Raw genomic sequence first — 19727 nt, forward strand, 5'->3', positions numbered from 1 at the left:
GCGTTGATGCTGCCTTTAAAGAGTGTCCTAACGTATGTGCGTAGCGCTATACCTCACGCCAATCTAGTATGAAGCGACACCCAATGTAGGATGGTTTAGTGATAGCGGCTTACCCTATCGCTGAACCATCCTATGATTGTGTGCAGCCTTACATAAATTTGGTGTCAATGCAATCAAATTTCGCTTGAGCAAAATTTGTACACCAAGGCGCAAGATCAAGTTCGGCGTTCTCAAAATCAACGTTTGCTGAGGTAAAACTAGATTTTGCCTCAGCAAAAACTATGGGCGAGAACCCAAAATCAGCTTTGCTATAGGAATTGAGTAAGTAGCAGAGGGCTGATGCTCAATTCGGTTCACCCCTCTGCTACTTCTACTCAATCGATCGCCTTCCCTCAACCGTTAGTCGGGCGATAGTGGGTGCTGATCGCCATCACCTTGAGCGGATCAGGGGTAGGCAAGAGCGGACTCCAGGTGTCAATTGTCCGAAATCCCCGGACGTGTGACTCGTGAATCGTGGCTCTCACGGCATCCCGTGAACCGAACACAATCACGCGAATTAGCTCTCGCTCTGGGTTGGGTTCACCATCGGGCTGCAACGCCGGATGGTTGAAGAAATTGAATTCTCCGGTCATAACTATCACTCCTTGTTGTTTTGGGTTCGCTTGCAGAGATCTCGCTTACAGAAGTAAGACGAGAAGGAACCCCAAAAACATGGCTACTCACGATCGATTAACAAGTAGCGCCAAGGAGTGTAACCAGAAAGCTACACTAACTTAAGCCCTACGGACTGCCTGTACGGTCTGTAAGGTTAGAGGTATGTTGTAGGTGGCACTACTTCATACCTCGCCAGAGGTTTTTGGGTGACTTAAGGCTGCTGGCGCAGGAATACGAGAAAGCAACCTTAGCGGATGACAATATAGGAAAGAAGGGGCGATCGTCAAGCTCTTTTTTGCACAAGTTTGTTTGTGTTCTGAGGATAGGGAATTTGGGGGGCGATCGGCTGTGTCAAACCCCCTACGCATCCAGCGGACTGCGAACCCCTTTTCCGCCACGATTCACGACATAGGTGTAGATCATCGTCGTTTTCACGTCTTTGTAACCTAAAAGCTCTTGAATCGTGCGAATGTCGTAGCCTGCTTCCAGCAAGTGTGTGGCAAAACTGTGGCGAAAAGTATGGCATCCTGCTTTGAAATTTGTGTGGCTCTAACTGCCTGCTTGACCGCTTTTTGGACACCGCTTTCATGCAAGTGATGACGACACATCAAATCACTACGCGGATCTTTGACAATTTGACTCGATGGAAACACAAACTGCCAAATCCATTCACGATTGGCATTAGGATACTTGCGATCGATCGCATACGGCAGATTCACGGCTCCAAACCCTCGGCTCAAGTCCCGCTGATGCTGCCGTTTTACACTCGCTGATCTCTCAACTCCACTGCGACCATCGATGGCAGCATCGTCACACGGCTCTTGCTCCCTTTACCATCTCTGACTATGATTTGCTGTTGAGCAAAATCAATGTCTTTAACAAATCAATGTCTTTAACTCGTAAGCGCAAACCTTCAATCAAGCGAAGCCCGCTCCCGTAAAGCAGCTTCACGACCAATTGGTAAATGCCGTCACACTGCTGGATCACGGCGATCGCCTCCTGTTTGGTCAACACGGTTGGCACATACTGAGGTCGTTTGGCGCGAACGGCATCGATGCCCAACATTTCCAGATTGAGTACTTCCCGATAGAGAAACAGCAAGGCACTGAGAGCTTGATTTTGGGTCGAAGCCGCGACCTGCCCCTCGACGGCTAGATGGGTGAGAAAGACTTCAATTTCAGCCTTGCCCATCTCCTTGGGATGGCGCTTATTGTGGAACAGGATATAGCGGCGAATCCACTGCACATAGGTTTCTTCTGTGCGGTAGGCATAGTGCTTGAGACGAATGGTATCCCGCACCTGATCCAGCAATTTCTTAGGAGGTGACTGCATAGAAATAAATAAATATACTGTGTATTTAATAGTACATTTGCCCGCATCCGTAAGGAATCTGAAAATATGCGGAAAGATTCTGGCTATTCAGCTTGAGCGGTGTATTATGCAGAAATAATCTGCATAAGCAGTAAAATCTGGGCGTTATGCTGAATTATTCTGCCTATCTACCCAAATTGGGATCTTAGGCAGAAGCTTTCAGCCTACCAATAGTTATGCTGCTTCAGTTATCAGGAGTTCTAGGTTGTTTTTGACAAGAAGAAATAATGTCAAGATTTATCAAATGCGATGTTGATGGAGAGTCTAGGACTGTTTATCAGTACCTATCTGGTAGTCAACCATGTGAAGCTTACAGAATCCACGAGGAATTTGGTATAGGTGAATATCTTTGCTACGAATATGAATATGGTGAGGATGATTATGCTCAGCTCTGCTATAACTATATTCCAACTCGACAAGGGGCAGAGGGGGATATGCTGATACTAACTCGCGAGGATATTGAAAGATTAAATAGTTGTCTTGAAACTCTTGAAGCTGATGGGAGCACAGAAGCACGATACATATGGATGATTAAGGCAATTCGAGACTTTATGCTGAAGTATCCTCATCAAGCAAGATTCATTTTTAACAGTGAGTTTTAGTCCTACAGCAGCATGAGTATCGGTTGCATTGCAAATAGGCTCTAGCCGTATCCTCTGTCCGTGGTAGAAAATCTACTATGTAATGGTAACATCTATTCTCTCTGAGCCAATTTCTATGGACTACCAACAGATCATCACCATTGAACCTGGAAAGCGCAGCGGCAAACCTTGTATTCGGGGAATGCGAATCACAGTGTATGACATCCTGGAATATTTGGCGGGTGGCATGACTGAAGCGGAAATCTTAGAAGACTTTTCTGAACTCACTCCAGAAGACATCAAAGCTTGTCTTGCGTTTGCAGCAGATCGTGAGAAAAAGTTATTTGTGGCATTGTTGTGAAACTGCTATTGGATGAGAACCTATCCGACCGAGTTATCCACAGGATTGTCGATCTGTATCCAGGCTCTGAGCATGTCAAGACGCTAGGACTGATCAATACGGATGATGCGGAAATCTGGGAATATGCAAAGATAAACGAATTTGTAATTGTTTCCAAAGACTCTGACTTTCATCAGCGCAGTTTACTCTATGGGCATCCACCTAAGTTTATTTATCTTCGGATTGGCAATTGCCCAACATCGTCGATTATTCAAATTTTGAGAGATAATTTTGACACAATCATTCAATTTGAAAGTGGCAAAACGGAAAGTCTTCTGGTGTTGATGTAGTGTAGAGCAACGCATAACAATCCGCTTGCACACCGACCGTATTGAGTTGGTTGGTTGAGTTCGAGAGGCTATCTGCGGCGGGTGAAGCGGAACGTTATACGCCTAGCTTATTTGCGAGGGCGATATTTCAAGATTGCCGCTGGGGTGCAGATTGCGTAGGGTGCGTTGCGGCTTAGCAAACGCACTATTTTCATGAGAATTCTAACGTCATTCCTCACGCATAGAAGCGATACGAACATTGACGATGCGTTTGCTCGATCGCAACGCACCCCATAGGCTGACCAAATTCAGGGAGGCGATCGATTGAGGTAACGGTGGCGCGATCGTCTGAACCAATTAGCTTGACGCTAGAGGCACTTCAGCGATCGCCAGCCACAAAGCTATAATTGACCTGAGATTAGAGAAAAGAACGATTATGTCAACGTTGGAGCAAATTGAAGCTGCTATTCTCACTCTTCCGTCAGATGAGTTTCATCGACTCAAACAGTGGTTCTTTGACGTAGATTATCAGCGTTGGGATGAACAGCTAGAGCAAGACATTACAGAGGGAAAATTAGATGCTCTAGCAGAAGAAGCGATCGCTGACTTCAAAGCGGGTTGCTATCGAGAAATTTAATGCACTACACAACCCAAAGGTTTTAGAAGTGCTATGACGCTCTACCTCAAGGCGTTCAAAAGACAGCCGATCAGTGTTACGAGCTTCTGAAAACTGAGCCATCTCATCCATCTTTACACTTCAAGAAGCTCGGTAAAAGGTATTGGTCAGTTCGGGCAGGGTTAGATTATCGCGCTCTAGGAATTGAGGTAGAAGGTGATATTTCGTGGTTTTGGATTGGAACCCACGCAGAATACGACAAGTTAATCGGTAAAGCATAGCGCGATTGCTCATACTGCCCAGATCTTAGGAGGCGATCGGTGGAAGTAGCGGCGGTGCTATCGCGATCGGCTCAAATCTTGAACTGCTGATGCAACATCTTGCAGTTGCTCAGCGCGATCAGGATTGCACAAGGAAGATCTCAACACAGAATGCGATCGCAATCTTGCTTCCTCGTGCCGCATCGCGCAGGGGCTTGGCATTGCCAAGCCTCCTGCTACACATCAACGGGTGGCGATCGCCAAACTTCCCGGCTGGCTTAAGTCGCCCGTCACCGTAACGCTACGCTGGTTGGCATTAAGGTGGCGGACAATTCTGTAGATCGTCTCAATCTGATCCGGTGCCCCTACCTTTGTTGCCAGATCTTCCAAAGAGAGCGGCTGACCGACCTCCTCCAATGCCTTCACCACATCGCGTTGAAGTTGCAGGACAGTGGCTGCCGCCTTCTTACCCGACTCAACACCGGGCTGGTGGTAAGCGTTAATGTTGACCAGAGAGGCATAGATGCCGACAGTCCGCTCGTATAGGGCGATCATGGCTCCCACAATTCGAGGGTTGACTGTTGGAATCGTGATGGTGATCGAGTCGCGGTGGTTTTCGTAAAGCGCCTGTCTTGTACCCTGCAACAGACCTGATAGAAAATCGCCAGAGGTTGCTCCTGGCTCCACTTCGATCGATTCCCCCTGCCGATCTTCAAGCACCTCAATAAAGGTGACAAAGAAATTGGGTACGCCTTCCCGCAGCTGTTGCACATAGGCATGTTGGTCGGTTGAGCCTTTGTTGCCATAGACAGCAATGCCCTGATAGACGGGGTTGCCGTCTAGGTCATTCTCTTTGCCCAGAGACTCCATCACCAGCTGTTGCAGATAGCGCGAAAACAGCAGCAGACTATCTTTGTAGGGCAGGACGACCATGTCTTTTTCGCCCTTGCCGTTGCCCGAATAATACCAGCCCAGCGCCATCAGCGCTGCTGGATTGCCCTTTAGATTAGGGAGGCGAGTCACAGCATCCATTTCTTTAGCGCCTGCCAGCATGGCATCAATATCAATGCCCTGAAGCGCTGCGGGCAAAAGACCGACTGCCGAAAGCTCGGAGGTGCGTCCGCCCACCCAATCATGCATAGGGAAGGTACCGAGCCAGCCGTCTGAGTGCGCCAGCTTCTCGAAACTGCTGCCGATGCCCGTGACAGCGATCGCATGTTGCGCAAAGCTCAGCCCATTCTGCTCATAAAAATGCTTGACCTCCAACATGCCGTTGCGGGTTTCGGGGGTGCCGCCCGACTTGGATGTGATCACGACCAGCGTTGAAGCCAGCCGATCCTTAAGTTTGGCAAAAATCCGATCCATGCCCGTGGGATCGGTATTATCCAAGAAATGAATGGTCATGGGCGACTGAGCCGGAGCCAGGGCATCGGCAACAAATTCAGGCCCCAGCGCCGAGCCGCCGATGCCCACCGACAGAACATCAGTAAACTTGACGGCATTGGGGGGATGAATTTCGCCGCTGTGAACCTGGGCGGCAAACGTGCGGATGCGATCGAGCGTTTCCACAATATCCTGCTTCAGCTCTGGCGTAGGAGCCAGATCGGCATCCCGCAGCCAATAGTGACCCACCATGCGGTTCTCATCAGGATTGGCGATCGCCCCTCCCTCTAGCGCCTCAATGTCCTTAAAAGCTTTGTCAAATTTAGGCTTCAGGCTCTCTACAAAAGCATCATCAAACCGCATTCGGCTAATGTCCAGGTATAGCCCCAGTCCTGAGTGACAGTAAAGCCAGTCTTGATAGCGTTGCCAGAGCATTGAGGCATCCATATAGTCTTTACCTATCGAGTTTCTCACTAATCATTGAGTTTCTCACAATCGCAGCGTATCGATACAAGGCGCTGGCACGGTGTTTTAGCACAGTGTATTCAGGCGCTATAAAACCCCCTGTCCAATTTTGCGACACCTGTCTAGGAAGATACGGTATCCTGCACATCATCTCGCCTTGATAAATTCAGGCGCTACCCAAATTTGGGCAGGGGTCAAGCAATTTGAGGCTGGCGATCGCAGCCGCTCTTTAAGTTCGTTCCGCCATTCAGATTGGCGGTGCAGCCAGGGTCGAGGCTATGGCTGAGTAGCCACTGATGATTTTCGGGAGTTTCGCTCATCCAGCGCTCCAGCATATCTGCCCACTTTACAGGCAATCTCAGCTGTCTCCAGGTCTCATAGGAAGCCACAGAAATTTGCTCATACAAAGCAGTATCTGCCAAAAGCTGAGCAACAGAGCTGGCTAGAGCGATTGCATCACCCGCAGGAAACAGCAGAGCATTAACGCCAGACTGGAGATTGTGCGTGAACATGGGATGATCTGAAGCCACGATCGGCGTGCGCGATCGCAGCGCGTGATGAATGGTCAGCGGAAATCCTTCGGGGTAAACATGGCGACTGGGGACTACGACTAAGTCCGCCTCTCGCATCAGTGGCTCAACTCTTTGAGTAGAAATCACACCCAAGAATTCGACAGCATCCGCGATGTTGAGGCAATTGGCTTGACGAGCAAATTCTCCTGTCCCATCTTCTCCAGCGATCTGTAGCGCTACCGGAATTTTCTTGGCTTTGAGGTGGGCGATCGCCTTCAGCAAATCTCCTACCCCTTTCTCTGCCATTAGCGTCCCGACATAGATCAGCTTCCAGCAGTTTGGCTGCGATCGCAGGGATTTTGGCAGCAGGGCACCGGGGGTTAATTCTAGGAGAAAATCCCAGGGAACAATCTTGCGAGGCAACACGCCCAGATGTTTCAGCCTTTGCGCCGAAGCCATGCCGTAGCTGCCCACCCATTCAATTTGGGGATGATTGAGCGATCGGATGAGCCAATAATTCTTCAGCCGGGTCTTCCAGTGGGTAGAAACGATCGATGAGGCAAATAGCGCCATGGTCTTCACTTTGTTCTGGATTGCCCAGGCAAAAATTTCAGCCATCGGCATTCGCACAATTAGGTGAGTCGGATTCAGCTTTTCGATCAGGCTAATGATCGCTTGGGGCTTGATGGCTCGATGCCCTGCCTGAACTCCTGCTCCGATCGCCCGTACCCCATTCGGCAGCATCTCGTCATAGGATTCTGGGGTCAGGCAGCAAATGACGGCAACCTCATCAGCCTGCTTTGCCAAATCGGCAACAGAATCGACGGAGTATTGCTGGGCGTAATAGGTTTCCTCTTTACCCGCCAGAAAGTTCTGAAGCGTCTGCCGATAGTCTCCGGCATATTGAACGATAACGAACCGTTTTGTAGAAGCAGGCTGCGGCAGGGAGGGGGCATTGCCCGATCGCCGCTCCATCAAAATAGATTCCAATGCCGCACTCCAACTCCGAGCCGGGTCATAAAACTGTGCCTGGAGGTTCAGGCAGTTGCGGCGTTTTTGCTCATAGAAGTCGCGATCGTCGCAGAGCTGCAACAGGGCATCGCCGTAGGCTTTGACATCGTTAGGAGGGACTTCAACGACCGCCGCCTGCACATAATCTAGCGCAGGACAAACGGACGAAGTGACGACCGGACGACCTGCCAAAATTCCTTCGGCAACGACCTGATTAAAGCCTTCCACAAATTCGGTTCGAGTAGGAACAATCACCACATGAGATTGACCTAGGCGCTGCCGCATCTCAGGTTTTTGACAATAGCCGTAGCAAATCACAGTGTCTCGTAATCCTGCTTGAGCCACCGCCACACGCAAATCGTTGAGAGCCGACCCGTCGCCGCAGAGTTCAAAGATAATGTCTTGCCGTCCCTCGACCGCAAAGCGTTGAGCAATTGCCAGCAGGTCAAAAACCCCTTTGCTGCTCTCAATCCGACCTGCAAACAAAACTCGGAAGGGCGATCGCTCCAAATTGGGTTCTGTCACATTAGCAAACTCAGTCGATCGATAGGCTGGCAAGAATTCTACGACAGGTCGAGAGTTTCCCTGAGTGATCTGCGCGACCTGCCCCTTGATATCCTGCGAAACGGCTAAAATTGCGGCACAGTCCTTAGCAAAAAATCTGCGGCTAAGCTGCAATAGTTTACTTTCAACCCGTCGCTGAGATTCATACTTTCGCCATAGGGTGCAGTGCAGGCTGGGAATGACCCGAACGCCCAACACGCTCAGCATAGACAGCATAAACCAGTAGGTTGAACCCGTATCTACGACTGCCACATTTGCCCGAAAGCCGATCGCCGAAAAAATCAGCCGTAGCCCATAGATGACTTGACCTAGGTGATATAAAATCCCAGAGGTATTTTGTAGAAAATTAGGGCGATTTTCTAAAATAAACTGTTCGTCTTGCCAACGCGATCGATCGCTAAAAGACGAAATCACGTAAGCTTTTGCCCCTAATTTTCGGCAAACATCATAGAACTGGCTAGAGTAAGTGACAGAAACCTGTGAAGGATCATCTTGTCCTTTTGCCCAGTACTCATAGGTTCCAATAACATTGCCAGGGCCAGCAGCGTATAAAATCCGCAGAGATGAATCCTGTATCGATGCATTGTCCGACATGGGGGGACTCCAAGAGACAGTATTATGCTCTCAGTCAGCAACCATAGCCTTGGGACAGGCAAGATGCCCTCTGCTTCACGCGTTCTTTACACATCCTTCACATAGCTGTCTTTACACATAGCTGTCTTTACACATAGCTATCTTTCGCATAGTTGTCTTTACATATAGCTGTCTTTGCATACACGCACATAGCTGCTCGTGCAGCTTATCCATTTCAGAACGGCATGACTCCCACAAACCTGGCTGAACTTGCGAAAAATGGAGATCCTCAGGCGATCGCCGCCCTCTTAGATCGGCTGCTTGCCCATCCAGAAACGGGGGTGAAAGCCGATTGGCAGGGTAAGCAGCTGAACCTCCGATTCTTCTCTGCCACTGAGGTTGATCCGCTTCAGACGATCGCCTTTTTGGAAGAAAACTTGCAGGTTTTGCAAATAGAATCTGTCGAGACTGTGCGGGTGTTTGGCTATCGAGAGGGGGAGCCAACCCCGGTCTGGAGTCAATCTGTGAACTGGCAATCTGAGGCTGTATCTGCCGCCATATCTGCCGCCCTGCCGCCTGCTGCTCCGCGATCGATCGCCCATTCTTTACCGCCCAGCTTGCCCGATCCTCAAATCGATCGCTTCATCGTTTGCGGACTGGGGGATCTGGGGCAATATTGTGTTCTTAACCTCAAGCGATTTGCCTTGCGAGAGTTTGAGATTCGCGTTACGGCGATCGACAAACAGATGCGAGACGAGTGGGAAGTTACTGACCTTCTCAATCTGCTCACCGAAGAGCCAGTCATTGGCGACTGCCGCAACAATGAGGTGCTGTTACAGGCTGGCATTGAGCAATGTCGTGCGATCCTGTTGGTCACAAGCAATGAAAGCGTCAATATTGAGGCGGCGATCGCGGCTCGGCGGCTGAACCCCAATGTCCGGCTGATTGTCCGCTCTTCTCGGCAGAGCCTTAACCAGTTGCTCAAACAGCAGCTCGGCGATTTTGTGGCTTTTGATCCCACAGAACTTCCAGCTGCTTCCTTTGCCCTGGCAGGTCTGCAAGCTGGAATTTTGGGCTACTTCGATATTGGCGGCGTTCGGCTTCAGGTGGTTGAGCAGCAGGTGCAGCCCAAGGACCATCGGTTTGAGGGGGCTTATGCCTCAACGCTGCATAAAAAAAGCTATCGGCTGTTGAGCTATCAATCGGCATCGGGTCAACTTCCCTCCAGAGCCTTTTATCAGTGGCAGACGGATACGCAAATTCAGCCCAGCGATACGATCGCCTACATCGAAGTTGTTGGGCAATCCGGGCGATCGTCCCCTACGGATATTTCGACGATCGAGACTCCTTGGCAGCAGCTGCTTGTCCTAATTCAGGAGGCTAGTCAGCGCAGTCTGCGTCGCAATGTCACCCAGATTTGGCAGTGGCTCAACGCTCAGCAGGTGCGTCAGGTGATTGGTGCCGGGGTGCTGTTTGCCACGATGCTGTGGCTGACGAGTATGACATTGCTTTGGGCAACGGTGCCGCAGATTGGCTGGGGAAAGGCGGCTTCTACGGCGGCGATTCTGCTGCTGGGAGGCTATGGCGACATTTTTGGGGGACTTTCCGATCCGGCGCTACAAGTACCGCCTTTGGTGCAGCTCTATTGCCTAGTGGTGACGATCGCCAGCCTTGCCTCAGTCTTGGGTGTGCTAGGACTAATTACCGATAGCCTGCTCAGCTCCCGGTTTGATTTTCTGCGTAAGCGTCCGCGACTGCCGAAGCAAAATCATGTCGTTTTGGTCGGCTATGGACGAGTAGGGCAGCGCGTCGCGGCTCTGCTGAAGGAATTTAGACAGCCTGTTGTCGCCATCACTGAGACGCTGGAGCCAACGGTATCACCAACTCAAATTCCGCTGCTGGTGGGCAACCCGGTGACTGAATTAGCAAAAGTCAACCTGGCAAATGCCAAAAGCGTAATTGTGTTGACCGAAGACCAGATGCTAAACCTGGAAGTGGCATTAATGGCACGGGATGCAGCCCAGCAGATCAACCGCGATGTTCAGCTTGTGGTGCGAACTTATGATCAGCGCTTCAGCGATAATTTGAGTAATCTGCTCCCTGATGCCAAGGCGCTGGCGGCATACGGACTATCGGCAGAAGCATTTGCAGGAGCTGCTTTCGGCGAGAATATCTTAGGGCTATTTCGCTTGAATGAGCAAACTATTCTGGTGACGGAATACACGATCGCTCAAGGAGATTCCTTAGTCGGGCAGCTCTTAGCGCAGGTTTCCTATGGCTACGGCGTAGTGCCAATCTTCCAACAGAGAGCCAGCCAACAGAGAGCCAGCCAGCAGAGAGCCAGTCAGCACAAAACCAATCAGGTTGAGAGTGATCCCACTGATTCTCTGATGCCCCCCGACGATCGCCGTTTGCAGGTGGGCGATCGCTTGATTCTGCTTGCCTCTATCAACGGGCTACGTCGCATTGAGCATCAAGAAGCTTCACCGCCGCAGCGCTGGCGACTAGCAGCCCAGAAGCCTCTCAACCAAGGAGCAGAACAAGAGAGCAGCAATATCCTCCACCGTGTTTCAGGCTGCGACCTCGACAGAGCTAGAGCCTTTACCGAAAATTTGCCAGGGACGATCGATCTGCTGCTCTATGACTACCAAGCTCACCGCTTGGTGGAAGAGTTGCAGCGGCAGCTCCCTCAAGTCTCACTGGTGCCATTGCCTCTTTGATGGGGTTGCTCTCGTCCCCAGACACTAAATCACCAAATACTCTCGTACCCTTTCTCGATGGCGACGTAACTGAGCCAGAGCCTTCATCTCAATCTGGCGCACCCGTTCGCGACTCAGCCCCAAATGCTCACCAATCTCCTGCAAACTCTGCGCCGTACTGTTGTTTAAGCCAAAGCGCAAGGTCATAACTTCCTGCTGTCGAGGAGTTAGCTCCGCCAAGAGCCGCTGCACATCATCTCGAAGCGCCTCACCTGTTGTATACTCTTCTGGCGAAGGCTTATCGTCCGTCAGCAGATCCACAAATTCCGTGTCCTGATTTTGCCCAACTCGCAGATCTAGAGAAATCGGCTGTCGAGCCAGCAGTAAAAACTTCCTCACTTCGGCAGGTTCTAACTCCAGCGCCTCAGCAATTTCTGCCGGAGTGGCATTTCGCCCCAACTGATGAGAAATTTGCCTTTGCGTCGTCCTAATCTTGGTCAATCTTTCATAGACATGACTAGGCAGACGAATAGTGCGTCCCTGCTGAGCGATCGCCCGTGACATCGCCTGACGAATCCACCAGTACACATAGGTAGATAACTTATAGCCCTGCATCGGGTCAAACTTTTCTACGCCGCGCCCCAAGCCCAAAGTTCCTTCCTGAATCAAATCGAGAAACTCCACGCCCCGCCGCTGATATTTTTTGGCAACGGAAACCACCAGGCGCAAATTTGCCTCAATCATCTTGTGCTTTGCTCGCTGCCCCTTCACCAGAGCAGCATTTAAGTCATTAAGGTTAACGTCAGCTTGCTGCGCCCACTCTTCAGGACTTGGCTCGTGACCCAATCTCTCAGCTAAGACTGCTTTGTTGAGGTACAGAGCCATCATCTGCTGAACTTGCTTACCATAAACAACTTCCTGTTCCTTGGTGAGCAAAGGAATCCGACCAATTTCTAAGAGATAAGTCCGAATGGTGTCGGTGCCGAAATTAGGCTGAGCAGGATGGATGGGAGTCAAAGAGATACCTATAGATTTTGGAATTTATCCATTCAAGTGCGTCACTCTGTCCTTGACCTCTAGCCTCGTCGCAGGAATTAGATAAAAGCTTGAAGATTTATTTCAGTCTACCAGACGAGCCTATGCAGATATCTTTATTATGAACGATGCGCAAAAGATGGACAAATTGAGTTTGAGCGATCGAGTTTGAGCGATCGCCCCTCCCTTACCCCCTGCTCAGGGCTTATGGTCAAGCTGAATAGCCTGTTCTAACGCCGTTTTTTCTTTTGCCCTCTGAATATAGGGCTGTAGCTTAGCTGCATCCCAGCCCGTCAAGATCAGCAGGCTGTCTGGCTCTATACCTCTCATCAACATATCTACACACCAAGTTTGCTGAGCTTGCTCAGGCGTGGGGAGATGTCCAGTGGGAGTTCGCTGCTCTGTCGTTATCTCTTGCCAGCGCTGCCTTATCTCGCTTTCCAGAAGCGGTGTTCCGGCTGCATTGAGGAACAGGGCGGCTTGGGTATCTTTGCGGCTTTTGAGCCACTGAGTTAGAGGATTGCGGAGATAAGAGCCATAGCGCCTGCCCATAATCCATTGATTAATAGGAACTTGACGAGAAGAAGAGTCATAGGGGACTTGTACAATCTGCTGATGGGCATCGCTGATATGATGCGATCGCTCCAGCCGCACCAAGTCTCCAGGGCTGAGTCCGGCACCAAACAGCAGATAAATCAGAGCGTAATCCTGTAATCCCGATTTTTTGGCGCGTTGCAATATCGTGTGAACCAGAGTCGCAGGCAAATCATTGATGGGAGCAGGCTGAACGGCTGACGGCACCGACAAAATATCTCCTGGCAAAAACAGCCTCACCAGATGCTCCAAAAAATCATCTCGATCGCGCCAAAGTTCGTGAAACTCGCTAGTAAACTCAATCACGGCATAGCCCAACAGCAGGCTATTTAATAAACTTGCCAACTTTGCGGCAGATACGGGAGTCTGTTCACCCTGAAGCTGCCCACGGTCAATCACAGCCGCAAAATATTGTGCAACATAGCCATTGGCTTGAGTCAAGCCTTGCCCCAACGCCTGACGATTTTCTAAGGGATATTGCCCCGCCTCACCTATGACCGATCGCACCACTTCAGGTACTTTCTCTAGGGTTTGCAGAGCGGCGATCGCATAATCTCTCAGTGCTTGGTCAAGACTGCTACTACATACCGCTTGCTGAACCAGTGCCTGCCCTAGATTCATAAAAACGGCTACCTCTTTAATCACTGCCAGCAGCAGACCATGCTTGTTGCCAAAGTGACGAAACAAAGTCACCTCGTTCACTTCAGCCGCTTCTGCAATCTGCCGAGTTGTTGTTTCAGTGATGCCTTGAGCGGCAAATAACTCAAGCGCTGCGTCAATTAAGCGCTGCCGAGTTGAATGGCGGGAGTCAGACATAGGAGAAATGTAAGTGACACTTGCAAAATCAAAGGGAGGTTGCTAGGATATAAATGTAAGTAGCGCTTGCATCTTCTTATCCACTATAGCCAAATAGCCAAAGCAAAAGCCAAAGCAAAACAGCCAAAGCAAAACTATATAGAACCAGCTATCGAATTCAATCAGTCCCTTACAGCGTCCTCTGCAAAAATCTAAAATTCAAAATTCAAAACCCGCAACCCACAACTCCAATCATGACCCCCAATTCTATTAAAACGGCTTCCCAAGGGCAGCAAATGCCTCTGGACTGGACAAACGTCTTTTTCTTTGGAACAATCCACGCCCTGGCTCTGCTGGCTCCCTGGTTCTTCTCCTGGTCGGCATTAGGCGTGATGCTGTTCCTCCACTGGCTGTTGGGCAGTATCGGCATTTGCTTGGGATACCATCGGCTGCTGACTCACCGAAGTTTTCAGGTGCCTAAGCTGTTGGAATATGCGATCGCCACATTGGGCGCTCTAGCGCTGCAAGGGGGCCCCATTTTCTGGGTTGCCGGACATCGGCTGCACCACATGCACACCGAAGACAACGAAAAAGATCCCTACTCTGCCCGTCGAGGATTTTGGTGGAGTCACATGCTGTGGCTGTTTTATCCCCGTGCCGAATTTTTTGAATACGAATCCTACAAGAAATTTGCGCCTGATCTGACTCGCGACCCTTTCTATCGCTGGTTAAATCGCAACTTTCTGTTGCTGCAAGTTCCTCTAGGAATAGGGCTATTTTTGGTGGGCGGCTGGTCGTTTGTGATCTATGGCATGTTCTTGAGACTGGTTTTGCTATGGCACAGCACTTGGCTAATCAATTCTGCAAGCCATATTACTGGATATCGCACCTTTGCCTCTGATGACAATGCGCGAAATCTCTGGTGGGCGGCAATTCTCACCTACGGCGAGGGCTGGCACAACAATCACCATGCCTATCCCAATGTGGCAAAAGCAGGCTTGCAGTGGTGGGAAATTGATATGACTTGGTGGGCAATACAAGCCCTGCGATCGCTTGGTCTAGCCAAAAAAGTAATAATGCCTCCGCAATCGCTGGAGAGCTGAAGTCAGACGGATCTCAGGCGAGTTAGCGCTTGAAACTCATACGGGTAACTAAGGGCATTTGCTGGAAATTGTGCTAGTGTCTTAGGTAAGGTTACTCGTAGTTGTAGAGCCAAGGCTTTATGCAGCTCTAAGCGATTCGGAAGCTAAGATTTCGGATTTGTAATCTTGAGGGTAGGCAAAAGGTCTGCCCTTTTTAGTTAGAGCTTTTGCCAAAGGTCTTCTGTCTGTCAGAGACTTTTTTGACATTAGCCACAGGTTGTTTTATTTGTGAGGCGATCGAATGACCCAAGTCATTCCTGGCGAAAACGAAGGAATTGAGTCGGCATTACGTCGATTTAAGCGAGAGGTTTCCAAAGCAGAGATTTTTCCTGACATGCGGAAGCATCGTCACTTTGAAACACCGATTGAAAAGCGCAAGCGTAAAGCTCTTGCAAGACATAAGCAGCGGAGGAAGCGTTCTCGTTTTTGAACTCCACCCCAGATCCTAAGTCTACCGAAAACATTATTTTGGAAGCGCTGCAGCAGGGCGATAAAAATCAGGGAGAGCTTTTTGACTTGACGGGCAAAAGCTACCCTGCTCTATCTCAGATTTTGCTACAGCTCCAGTCTAGGAATTTGATCGAAATCTATTTCGTCCCTGTTGATAAAGTTTCAGTGCTGACCTATCGCATGAAGGCAGCACTCTAAGGTTTAGGCGTTGCCAAGCGGAGCTGTGGTAACGCCTATTTTTTCGCTTAACTACCTTCTGGCTCAAACTTTATCCTGCTTTTGCAGGGCTTAAACGGGGCTGGCGGGATTCGAACCCTCGACCTACCGCTTAGGAGGCGGTCGCTCTATCCTGCTGAGCTACAGCCCCAAGTTTGTCTAGATATGTGCCAGTCACCTCGTGACTAATACTCACTAGAATTATGATACCTAACGGCAGTCTAGACATGATAGCACCCGTACCAAGCTCACTACTCTTCATCGGCGGATCATTGGTTAAATTTTGGGCTTGGTTAAATTTTGGGCGGCTATTTTTCTTTGGGAACGTAATACAGCGAAGACTGATACAGCGTTTGCTCTTGGTGAGTCAGCAATGTACAGTTCGATCGCGGATAGGCAACGCAAGTGATGGTATAACCCTGACTGATTTCCAAAGGACGCAGAAATTTTTGCTCAGTTTGGTCAACTTCTCCCTCCAGTAATTTGGCAATGCAAGCTGAGCATTCGCCCTGTCGGCATCCGGCAGGTAAACGGATTCCTGCATCTTCAGCAATATCTATAATGTACTGATCATCTGGAACGGCGATCGACCGATCGATTCCCAATTCCACATTCACCAAGCGAACCTGATAAACTGCCATTCGTGCTGCTGCTTTTGTCCTGTTTCTTTCCTACTGCTTCTCGTGTCCGCTGACTCACCCTCTCGCGCTGTCGTCAATGTACCATTTAAGCTGTTCGCCCGATTGTAATCAACATCCTGTGACAGGTCATGAGGCGGCAAGTTATGAGGCAAGTCAGACTGCCGCAGAAAAAGCCCGCCTGCTGTGGATTGCGCTGTGTCTGATTGGCGGTTTTGCCTTAGTCGAGCTGGCGGTTGGCTGGTGGAGTCATAGCTTGGCGCTGCTGGCTGAGTCAGGGCATATGCTGTCGGATACGCTGGCGCTAGGTCTGGCGCTATTTGCCACCTGGGTAGCGCGATTGCCTGCCACCCCTCAAGCCACATTTGGCTATCGGCGCATAGAAATTTTGGCGGCTTTAGTGAACGGCGTCGGGTTAATGGGGATTGCCGTCTGGATTGCCTGGGAAGCGATCGCCTACTTACAATCCCCACCTGTAGAAATCCTCAGCCTGCCGATGCTGATGACGGCGATCGTGGGTTTAGGGATCAACAGCCTCAGCGCTTCGCTGTTGCACAGCCATAGCCACCATGATTTGAATCTGCGGGGCGCATTTTTGCATATGGTTGCCGATGCCGTTAGCTCGGTGGGAGTAATCTTGGCGGCGATCGCCGTTTGGCTATTTCAGTGGAATTGGGCAGATGGAGCGATGAGTCTGGGCGTAGCGATATTGGTGGGGTTGGGCACTTTGCCTCTCATTCGTCAGAGCTTGCACATTTTGCTAGAGAAAACGCCAGTTCACTTAAACTTAGCCCAGATTCAGCAGCATCTTCAGAGTTTTGAAGGAGTTGTCTCTGTCGAGCGTCTACGGGTATGGACGATCGCTCTAGGTCAAGAAGCTCTATCAGCCCATTTGACGGTGGGAATTCAAGATGGGCTGAAGCGCGATCGGCTGCTCGAAAACATTCAGGCATCGCTTCAACCCTTCGGCATTGCGGATGTTTTTCTGCAAATGACGGCTCCTACCGAACCCATTAATCTTTCCTCTCCTCCTAAGCTTGAGCTAATTAGGGTTTCTGTACCAGAAGCTCTTCCCCCAGATAGAGATAGCTTGGGCTGATCTCTCTGGCTCATTATTTGCAGCTCATTATTTGCAGTTTATACTTTCTATGAAAATTGCGACCTGGAATGTCAACTCCCTTCGTACCCGCTTGGATCACGTCACCCAGTGGCTCACCGAAAATCCAGTAGATGTCTTATGCTTGCAGGAAACTAAAGTTGTAGATAAAGACTTTCCGCGATCGCCCCTAGAAGACTTGGGCTACCACCTCTACTTTTCTGGGCAAAAGTCTTATAACGGGGTGGCGATCCTTAGCCGATCGCCCCTAGAAAGCCTCAGCATAGGATTTAGCCCAGTTGTGGGCGAGAGTATTGGAGATTTAGATGAGCAAAAGCGCGTGATTTCTGGCGCTCTCGGCGACCTTCGCATTGTTAATCTCTATGTACCTAACGGCTCAGAAGTGGGCAGCGACAAGTATCAATACAAACTGCGCTGGCTTTCGGTGCTACGAGATTACTTGCAAGAGCTTCTGACCGAAACGCCCCACGTTCTGGTCTGTGGTGACTTCAATATTGCCCCAGAGGATCGTGATATCCACAATCCGGTAGGTAGGGCGAATCACATCATGGCATCAATTGCCGAACGGGAGGCGTTGGAAAAATCGGTGCTCTCGATCGGGTTTATTGACATTTTTCGCCAGTTTAATCCAGACCCAGGACAGTTTAGCTGGTGGGATTACCGCGCGGCGGCATTTGTCAAAAACATGGGCTGGCGGATTGATCACCACTACTTGTCCGCTAATTTGGTGGAAAAAGCGATCGCCTGCACCATCGACAAAACGCCTCGAAGCTGGGAGAAACCTAGCGATCATGTGCCTGTTGTGGTAGAGCTGAGCTAGCGGTAATCTGGGTACGTTAGCTTTGGCAGCTATTACTCAATCCTATGAAATTCTTTTTGCTCCTTCTGGCTTGGGTCATCGCTATTGCTTTCATCCCGATCTGGATTGTCCAGGCGCAGTCGAACTGCGATCGCGCCTACCCCAGCTTATGCATCCCATCACCGCCACCTGATCTGGACTGTAAAAGCATTGCCGATCGCAACTTTCCGGTTCGTCCTCCCGATCCGCACCGTTTTGATGGCGATCGAGATGGCATTGGCTGCGAATCCTCTCGTTAATCGCTTCAAAACTGATCCTTCATGCCGCGTAGCTTTGCAAAAGTCTGAACAGCATCTTGACTTTTGACGCGCGCCTGCAAACTAGGCTGATCCCATCGTAGGAACGGATTCGTCTGCTTTTCTTCCCCCAAAAGCGAGGGAATAGTAGATTCCAATCGCTCCCGCATTGCCTTGACCATCTCAAATCGATTCTGTAAATCGGTATTTTCCTCGTCTATCGTCAAAGCAAACTTTAGGTTATTAAGCGTATACTCATGGGCGCACCAGACCCGCGTTGAGTCTGGCAGATCCCGAAGTTTGCCAAGAGAATTCACCATCTGAGTTGGCGTACCTTCAAACAATCTGCCGCATCCTCCAGCAAATAGCGTGTCGCCGCAAAATAGCTCTCCTACTTCACCCGACTGAACGGGCGGGAAATAGTAGGCGATATGCGCCCTAGTATGTCCTGGAACAAACAAAACTTCGGCTCGTCGATTGCCAAAAGTGACCCGATCGCCTTCCTGTAAAAACACCTTTTGTCCCGGAATTCGTCCGCGATCTTCTGCGCCACCATAGACAGTTGCTTGAGGAAACGCCTGCAACAATTGGGTATTGCCGCCTACGTGATCTCCATGATGGTGCGTGTTGAAGATTGCAACAAGTTGAGCATCCAGCTCGTGTAAACACTGCAAGACAGGATCGGCTTCTGCGGGGTCAACCACCGACGCAATTTTGAAGTCAGCTTCATACAGCAGAAAAATATAGTTATTCAATAAAACAGGTAGCCGAAGAATCTGCATTGTAGTCTTCCGTAGGACAACGGGTAGTTAAAAGGAGCCTTCTACGCATATCCGCAATTTCTCGCTGTTGCACCCTGCAACGAAGCATTAGATTTTTATTAACCCTTTAAAAGCTTCTCATCAGAACTTTGCCTAGTCATCCGTATCAGGAAAGAGAATAGGTATTACAAAACGTTTTGTGCGATACATATTCAACCCTCAGCTCAAATCGTCACCGCTTCAAAAGACAGGGCTTAAACCTATGGCATGGCTAACTCCACATAAGTCTGGTATTGCAGTTCAATCTTTAGTCGAGCAAATTATCTCGACGGGTCAGATGAGCCGCAAAGATCACGTTCAGTTGACTTCCGCTATCCTTTCCGATCAGCGGATCACTGATGGCGATCGCCAGCAAATCAACCGGGTTTTTGATTACATTCAAATTGGGCGACTTAAGCTGATTGATTAGGATTGATTAGAATTCTCTTCTTTTTTGCAAGCCCACTGAGTTGCAAGTCCGTTAAAA

General features: G+C 49.9%; 21 protein-coding genes, 1 tRNA gene and 2 pseudogenes. 13 read left to right on the forward strand and 11 right to left on the reverse strand.

Annotation, left to right across the window (positions count from 1 at the left end; translation table 11 throughout):
• Positions 1–392: 392 nt before the first annotated feature.
• Positions 393–632: a hypothetical protein gene (locus AC5JMP_RS20835; protein WP_495853414.1), complete on the reverse strand. Its 240-nt coding sequence runs from the start codon at positions 630–632 to the stop codon at positions 393–395.
• A gap of 382 nt (positions 633–1014) precedes the next feature.
• Positions 1015–1986 (reverse strand): annotated as a pseudogene (locus AC5JMP_RS20840) (integron integrase).
• A gap of 266 nt (positions 1987–2252) precedes the next feature.
• Between AC5JMP_RS20840 and AC5JMP_RS20845 the strand changes: the two are divergent.
• The 3 genes from AC5JMP_RS20845 to AC5JMP_RS20855 all read left to right on the forward strand — a co-directional run bounded on the left by AC5JMP_RS20845 (position 2253) and on the right by AC5JMP_RS20855 (position 3296).
• On the forward strand, positions 2253–2627 hold the full coding sequence (locus AC5JMP_RS20845) for a hypothetical protein (RefSeq protein ID WP_495853415.1): 375 nt from the start codon (positions 2253–2255) through the stop codon (positions 2625–2627).
• Between the two features lie 115 nt (positions 2628–2742).
• Positions 2743–2967: a DUF433 domain-containing protein gene (locus tag AC5JMP_RS20850; RefSeq protein ID WP_495853416.1), complete on the forward strand. Its 225-nt coding sequence runs from the start codon at positions 2743–2745 to the stop codon at positions 2965–2967.
• Positions 2964–3296: a DUF5615 family PIN-like protein gene (locus tag AC5JMP_RS20855; RefSeq protein WP_495853417.1), complete on the forward strand. Its 333-nt coding sequence runs from the start codon at positions 2964–2966 to the stop codon at positions 3294–3296. The genes AC5JMP_RS20850 and AC5JMP_RS20855 overlap by 4 nt, the downstream gene beginning before the upstream one ends.
• Positions 3297–3503: 207 nt before the next feature.
• Here AC5JMP_RS20855 and AC5JMP_RS20860 read toward each other — a convergent pair whose 3' ends face one another.
• Entirely contained in the window at positions 3504–3632 is a 129-nt protein-coding gene (locus AC5JMP_RS20860; RefSeq protein ID WP_495853418.1) for a hypothetical protein, read from the reverse strand.
• A 79-nt stretch (positions 3633–3711) separates the two neighbouring features.
• Here AC5JMP_RS20860 and AC5JMP_RS20865 point away from each other — a divergent pair, with 79 nt between their 5' ends.
• Together AC5JMP_RS20865 and AC5JMP_RS20870 are read left to right on the forward strand one after the other, a co-directional pair.
• Entirely contained in the window at positions 3712–3912 is a 201-nt protein-coding gene (locus AC5JMP_RS20865; RefSeq protein ID WP_495853419.1) for a hypothetical protein, read from the forward strand.
• Positions 3912–4172 (forward strand): annotated as a pseudogene (locus AC5JMP_RS20870) (ParE family toxin-like protein). Before AC5JMP_RS20865 ends, AC5JMP_RS20870 begins: the two are co-directional and overlap by 1 nt.
• A gap of 57 nt (positions 4173–4229) precedes the next feature.
• Here AC5JMP_RS20870 and AC5JMP_RS20875 read toward each other — a convergent pair.
• The 3 genes from AC5JMP_RS20875 to AC5JMP_RS20885 form a co-directional block, all read right to left on the reverse strand.
• Positions 4230–4373, reverse strand: a complete 144-nt coding sequence (locus AC5JMP_RS20875; RefSeq protein ID WP_495853420.1) for a hypothetical protein — start codon at positions 4371–4373, stop codon at positions 4230–4232.
• A 21-nt stretch (positions 4374–4394) separates the two neighbouring features.
• The gene (locus AC5JMP_RS20880; protein WP_495853562.1) at positions 4395–5981 is read right to left on the reverse strand and encodes a glucose-6-phosphate isomerase; all 1587 of its coding nucleotides are present in this window, start codon (positions 5979–5981) and stop codon (positions 4395–4397) included.
• A 212-nt stretch (positions 5982–6193) separates the two neighbouring features.
• Positions 6194–8680, reverse strand: a complete 2487-nt coding sequence (locus AC5JMP_RS20885) for a glycosyltransferase family 4 protein (protein WP_495853421.1) — start codon at positions 8678–8680, stop codon at positions 6194–6196.
• A gap of 224 nt (positions 8681–8904) precedes the next feature.
• Between AC5JMP_RS20885 and AC5JMP_RS20890 the strand changes: the two genes are divergently transcribed.
• Positions 8905–11379 (forward strand): potassium channel family protein, encoded by a 2475-nt coding sequence (locus tag AC5JMP_RS20890; RefSeq protein ID WP_495853422.1) that lies wholly within the window; start codon positions 8905–8907, stop codon positions 11377–11379.
• A 24-nt stretch (positions 11380–11403) separates the two neighbouring features.
• On the opposite strand, the gene AC5JMP_RS20895 is transcribed toward AC5JMP_RS20890, so the two are convergent.
• A complete protein-coding gene (locus AC5JMP_RS20895) occupies positions 11404–12375 on the reverse strand; it encodes an RNA polymerase sigma factor, RpoD/SigA family (protein ID WP_495853423.1) in 972 nt (323 codons plus the stop codon).
• Between the two features lie 216 nt (positions 12376–12591).
• The gene (locus AC5JMP_RS20900) at positions 12592–13803 is read right to left on the reverse strand and encodes a TetR family transcriptional regulator (protein ID WP_495853424.1); all 1212 of its coding nucleotides are present in this window, start codon (positions 13801–13803) and stop codon (positions 12592–12594) included.
• Positions 13804–14036: 233 nt separating this feature from the next.
• On the opposite strand from AC5JMP_RS20900, the gene AC5JMP_RS20905 reads away from it, so the two are divergent.
• The 3 genes from AC5JMP_RS20905 to AC5JMP_RS20915 all read left to right on the forward strand — a co-directional run bounded on the left by AC5JMP_RS20905 (position 14037) and on the right by AC5JMP_RS20915 (position 15572).
• Positions 14037–14885 carry an acyl-CoA desaturase gene (locus AC5JMP_RS20905; protein ID WP_495853425.1) on the forward strand — a complete coding sequence of 283 codons (849 nt, stop codon included), beginning with the start codon at positions 14037–14039 and terminating at the stop codon, positions 14883–14885.
• Positions 14886–15165: 280 nt separating this feature from the next.
• Positions 15166–15354, forward strand: coding sequence for a 30S ribosomal protein S21 (rpsU, locus tag AC5JMP_RS20910; protein WP_495853426.1), 189 nt, complete (start codon positions 15166–15168; stop codon positions 15352–15354).
• Positions 15351–15572 (forward strand): hypothetical protein, encoded by a 222-nt coding sequence (locus AC5JMP_RS20915; protein ID WP_495853427.1) that lies wholly within the window; start codon positions 15351–15353, stop codon positions 15570–15572. The genes rpsU and AC5JMP_RS20915 overlap by 4 nt, the downstream gene beginning before the upstream one ends.
• Positions 15573–15667: 95 nt before the next feature.
• Here the strand turns inward: AC5JMP_RS20915 and AC5JMP_RS20920 are convergent.
• Both AC5JMP_RS20920 and AC5JMP_RS20925 read right to left on the reverse strand, forming a co-directional pair.
• A tRNA-Arg gene (locus AC5JMP_RS20920) sits at positions 15668–15741 on the reverse strand.
• A gap of 157 nt (positions 15742–15898) precedes the next feature.
• The gene (locus AC5JMP_RS20925) at positions 15899–16231 is read right to left on the reverse strand and encodes a 2Fe-2S iron-sulfur cluster-binding protein (protein WP_495853428.1); all 333 of its coding nucleotides are present in this window, start codon (positions 16229–16231) and stop codon (positions 15899–15901) included.
• 118 nt (positions 16232–16349) lie between these two features.
• On the opposite strand from AC5JMP_RS20925, the gene AC5JMP_RS20930 reads away from it, so the two are divergent.
• From AC5JMP_RS20930 to AC5JMP_RS20940, 3 genes are read left to right on the forward strand one after another with little or no spacing between them, the layout of a single operon-like run.
• A complete protein-coding gene (locus tag AC5JMP_RS20930; protein ID WP_495853429.1) occupies positions 16350–17327 on the forward strand; it encodes a cation diffusion facilitator family transporter in 978 nt (325 codons plus the stop codon).
• 49 nt (positions 17328–17376) lie between these two features.
• Positions 17377–18165, forward strand: a complete 789-nt coding sequence (gene xth / locus AC5JMP_RS20935; RefSeq protein WP_495853430.1) for an exodeoxyribonuclease III — start codon at positions 17377–17379, stop codon at positions 18163–18165.
• A 44-nt stretch (positions 18166–18209) separates the two neighbouring features.
• On the forward strand, positions 18210–18443 hold the full coding sequence (locus AC5JMP_RS20940; protein WP_495853431.1) for a hypothetical protein: 234 nt from the start codon (positions 18210–18212) through the stop codon (positions 18441–18443).
• A gap of 5 nt (positions 18444–18448) precedes the next feature.
• Here AC5JMP_RS20940 and gloB read toward each other — a convergent pair whose 3' ends face one another.
• The gene (gene gloB, locus AC5JMP_RS20945) at positions 18449–19222 is read right to left on the reverse strand and encodes a hydroxyacylglutathione hydrolase (protein WP_495853432.1); all 774 of its coding nucleotides are present in this window, start codon (positions 19220–19222) and stop codon (positions 18449–18451) included.
• A 241-nt stretch (positions 19223–19463) separates the two neighbouring features.
• Between gloB and AC5JMP_RS20950 the strand changes: the two genes are divergently transcribed.
• Positions 19464–19670 (forward strand): hypothetical protein, encoded by a 207-nt coding sequence (locus AC5JMP_RS20950; protein ID WP_495853433.1) that lies wholly within the window; start codon positions 19464–19466, stop codon positions 19668–19670.
• Positions 19671–19727 lie beyond the last annotated feature (57 nt).

The sequence above is a fragment of the Drouetiella sp. genome (genome assembly GCF_059504425.1).

Coding starts and splice junctions, on each gene's coding strand:
- AC5JMP_RS20925 (WP_495853428.1), bottom strand. CDS start 16,231: ATGGCAGTTTATCAGGTTCGCTTGGTGAATGTGGAATTGGGAATCGAT.
- gloB (WP_495853432.1), bottom strand. CDS start 19,222: ATGCAGATTCTTCGGCTACCTGTTTTATTGAATAACTATATTTTTCTG.
- rpsU (WP_495853426.1), top strand. CDS start 15,166: ATGACCCAAGTCATTCCTGGCGAAAACGAAGGAATTGAGTCGGCATTA.
- AC5JMP_RS20880 (WP_495853562.1), bottom strand. CDS start 5,981: ATGGATGCCTCAATGCTCTGGCAACGCTATCAAGACTGGCTTTACTGT.
- xth (WP_495853430.1), top strand. CDS start 17,377: ATGAAAATTGCGACCTGGAATGTCAACTCCCTTCGTACCCGCTTGGAT.
- AC5JMP_RS20885 (WP_495853421.1), bottom strand. CDS start 8,680: ATGTCGGACAATGCATCGATACAGGATTCATCTCTGCGGATTTTATAC.
- AC5JMP_RS20950 (WP_495853433.1), top strand. CDS start 19,464: ATGGCATGGCTAACTCCACATAAGTCTGGTATTGCAGTTCAATCTTTA.
- AC5JMP_RS20850 (WP_495853416.1), top strand. CDS start 2,743: ATGGACTACCAACAGATCATCACCATTGAACCTGGAAAGCGCAGCGGC.
- AC5JMP_RS20900 (WP_495853424.1), bottom strand. CDS start 13,803: ATGTCTGACTCCCGCCATTCAACTCGGCAGCGCTTAATTGACGCAGCG.
- AC5JMP_RS20875 (WP_495853420.1), bottom strand. CDS start 4,373: ATGCCAAGCCCCTGCGCGATGCGGCACGAGGAAGCAAGATTGCGATCG.
- AC5JMP_RS20905 (WP_495853425.1), top strand. CDS start 14,037: ATGACCCCCAATTCTATTAAAACGGCTTCCCAAGGGCAGCAAATGCCT.
- AC5JMP_RS20845 (WP_495853415.1), top strand. CDS start 2,253: ATGTCAAGATTTATCAAATGCGATGTTGATGGAGAGTCTAGGACTGTT.
- AC5JMP_RS20890 (WP_495853422.1), top strand. CDS start 8,905: ATGACTCCCACAAACCTGGCTGAACTTGCGAAAAATGGAGATCCTCAG.
- AC5JMP_RS20835 (WP_495853414.1), bottom strand. CDS start 632: ATGACCGGAGAATTCAATTTCTTCAACCATCCGGCGTTGCAGCCCGAT.
- AC5JMP_RS20940 (WP_495853431.1), top strand. CDS start 18,210: ATGAAATTCTTTTTGCTCCTTCTGGCTTGGGTCATCGCTATTGCTTTC.
- AC5JMP_RS20865 (WP_495853419.1), top strand. CDS start 3,712: ATGTCAACGTTGGAGCAAATTGAAGCTGCTATTCTCACTCTTCCGTCA.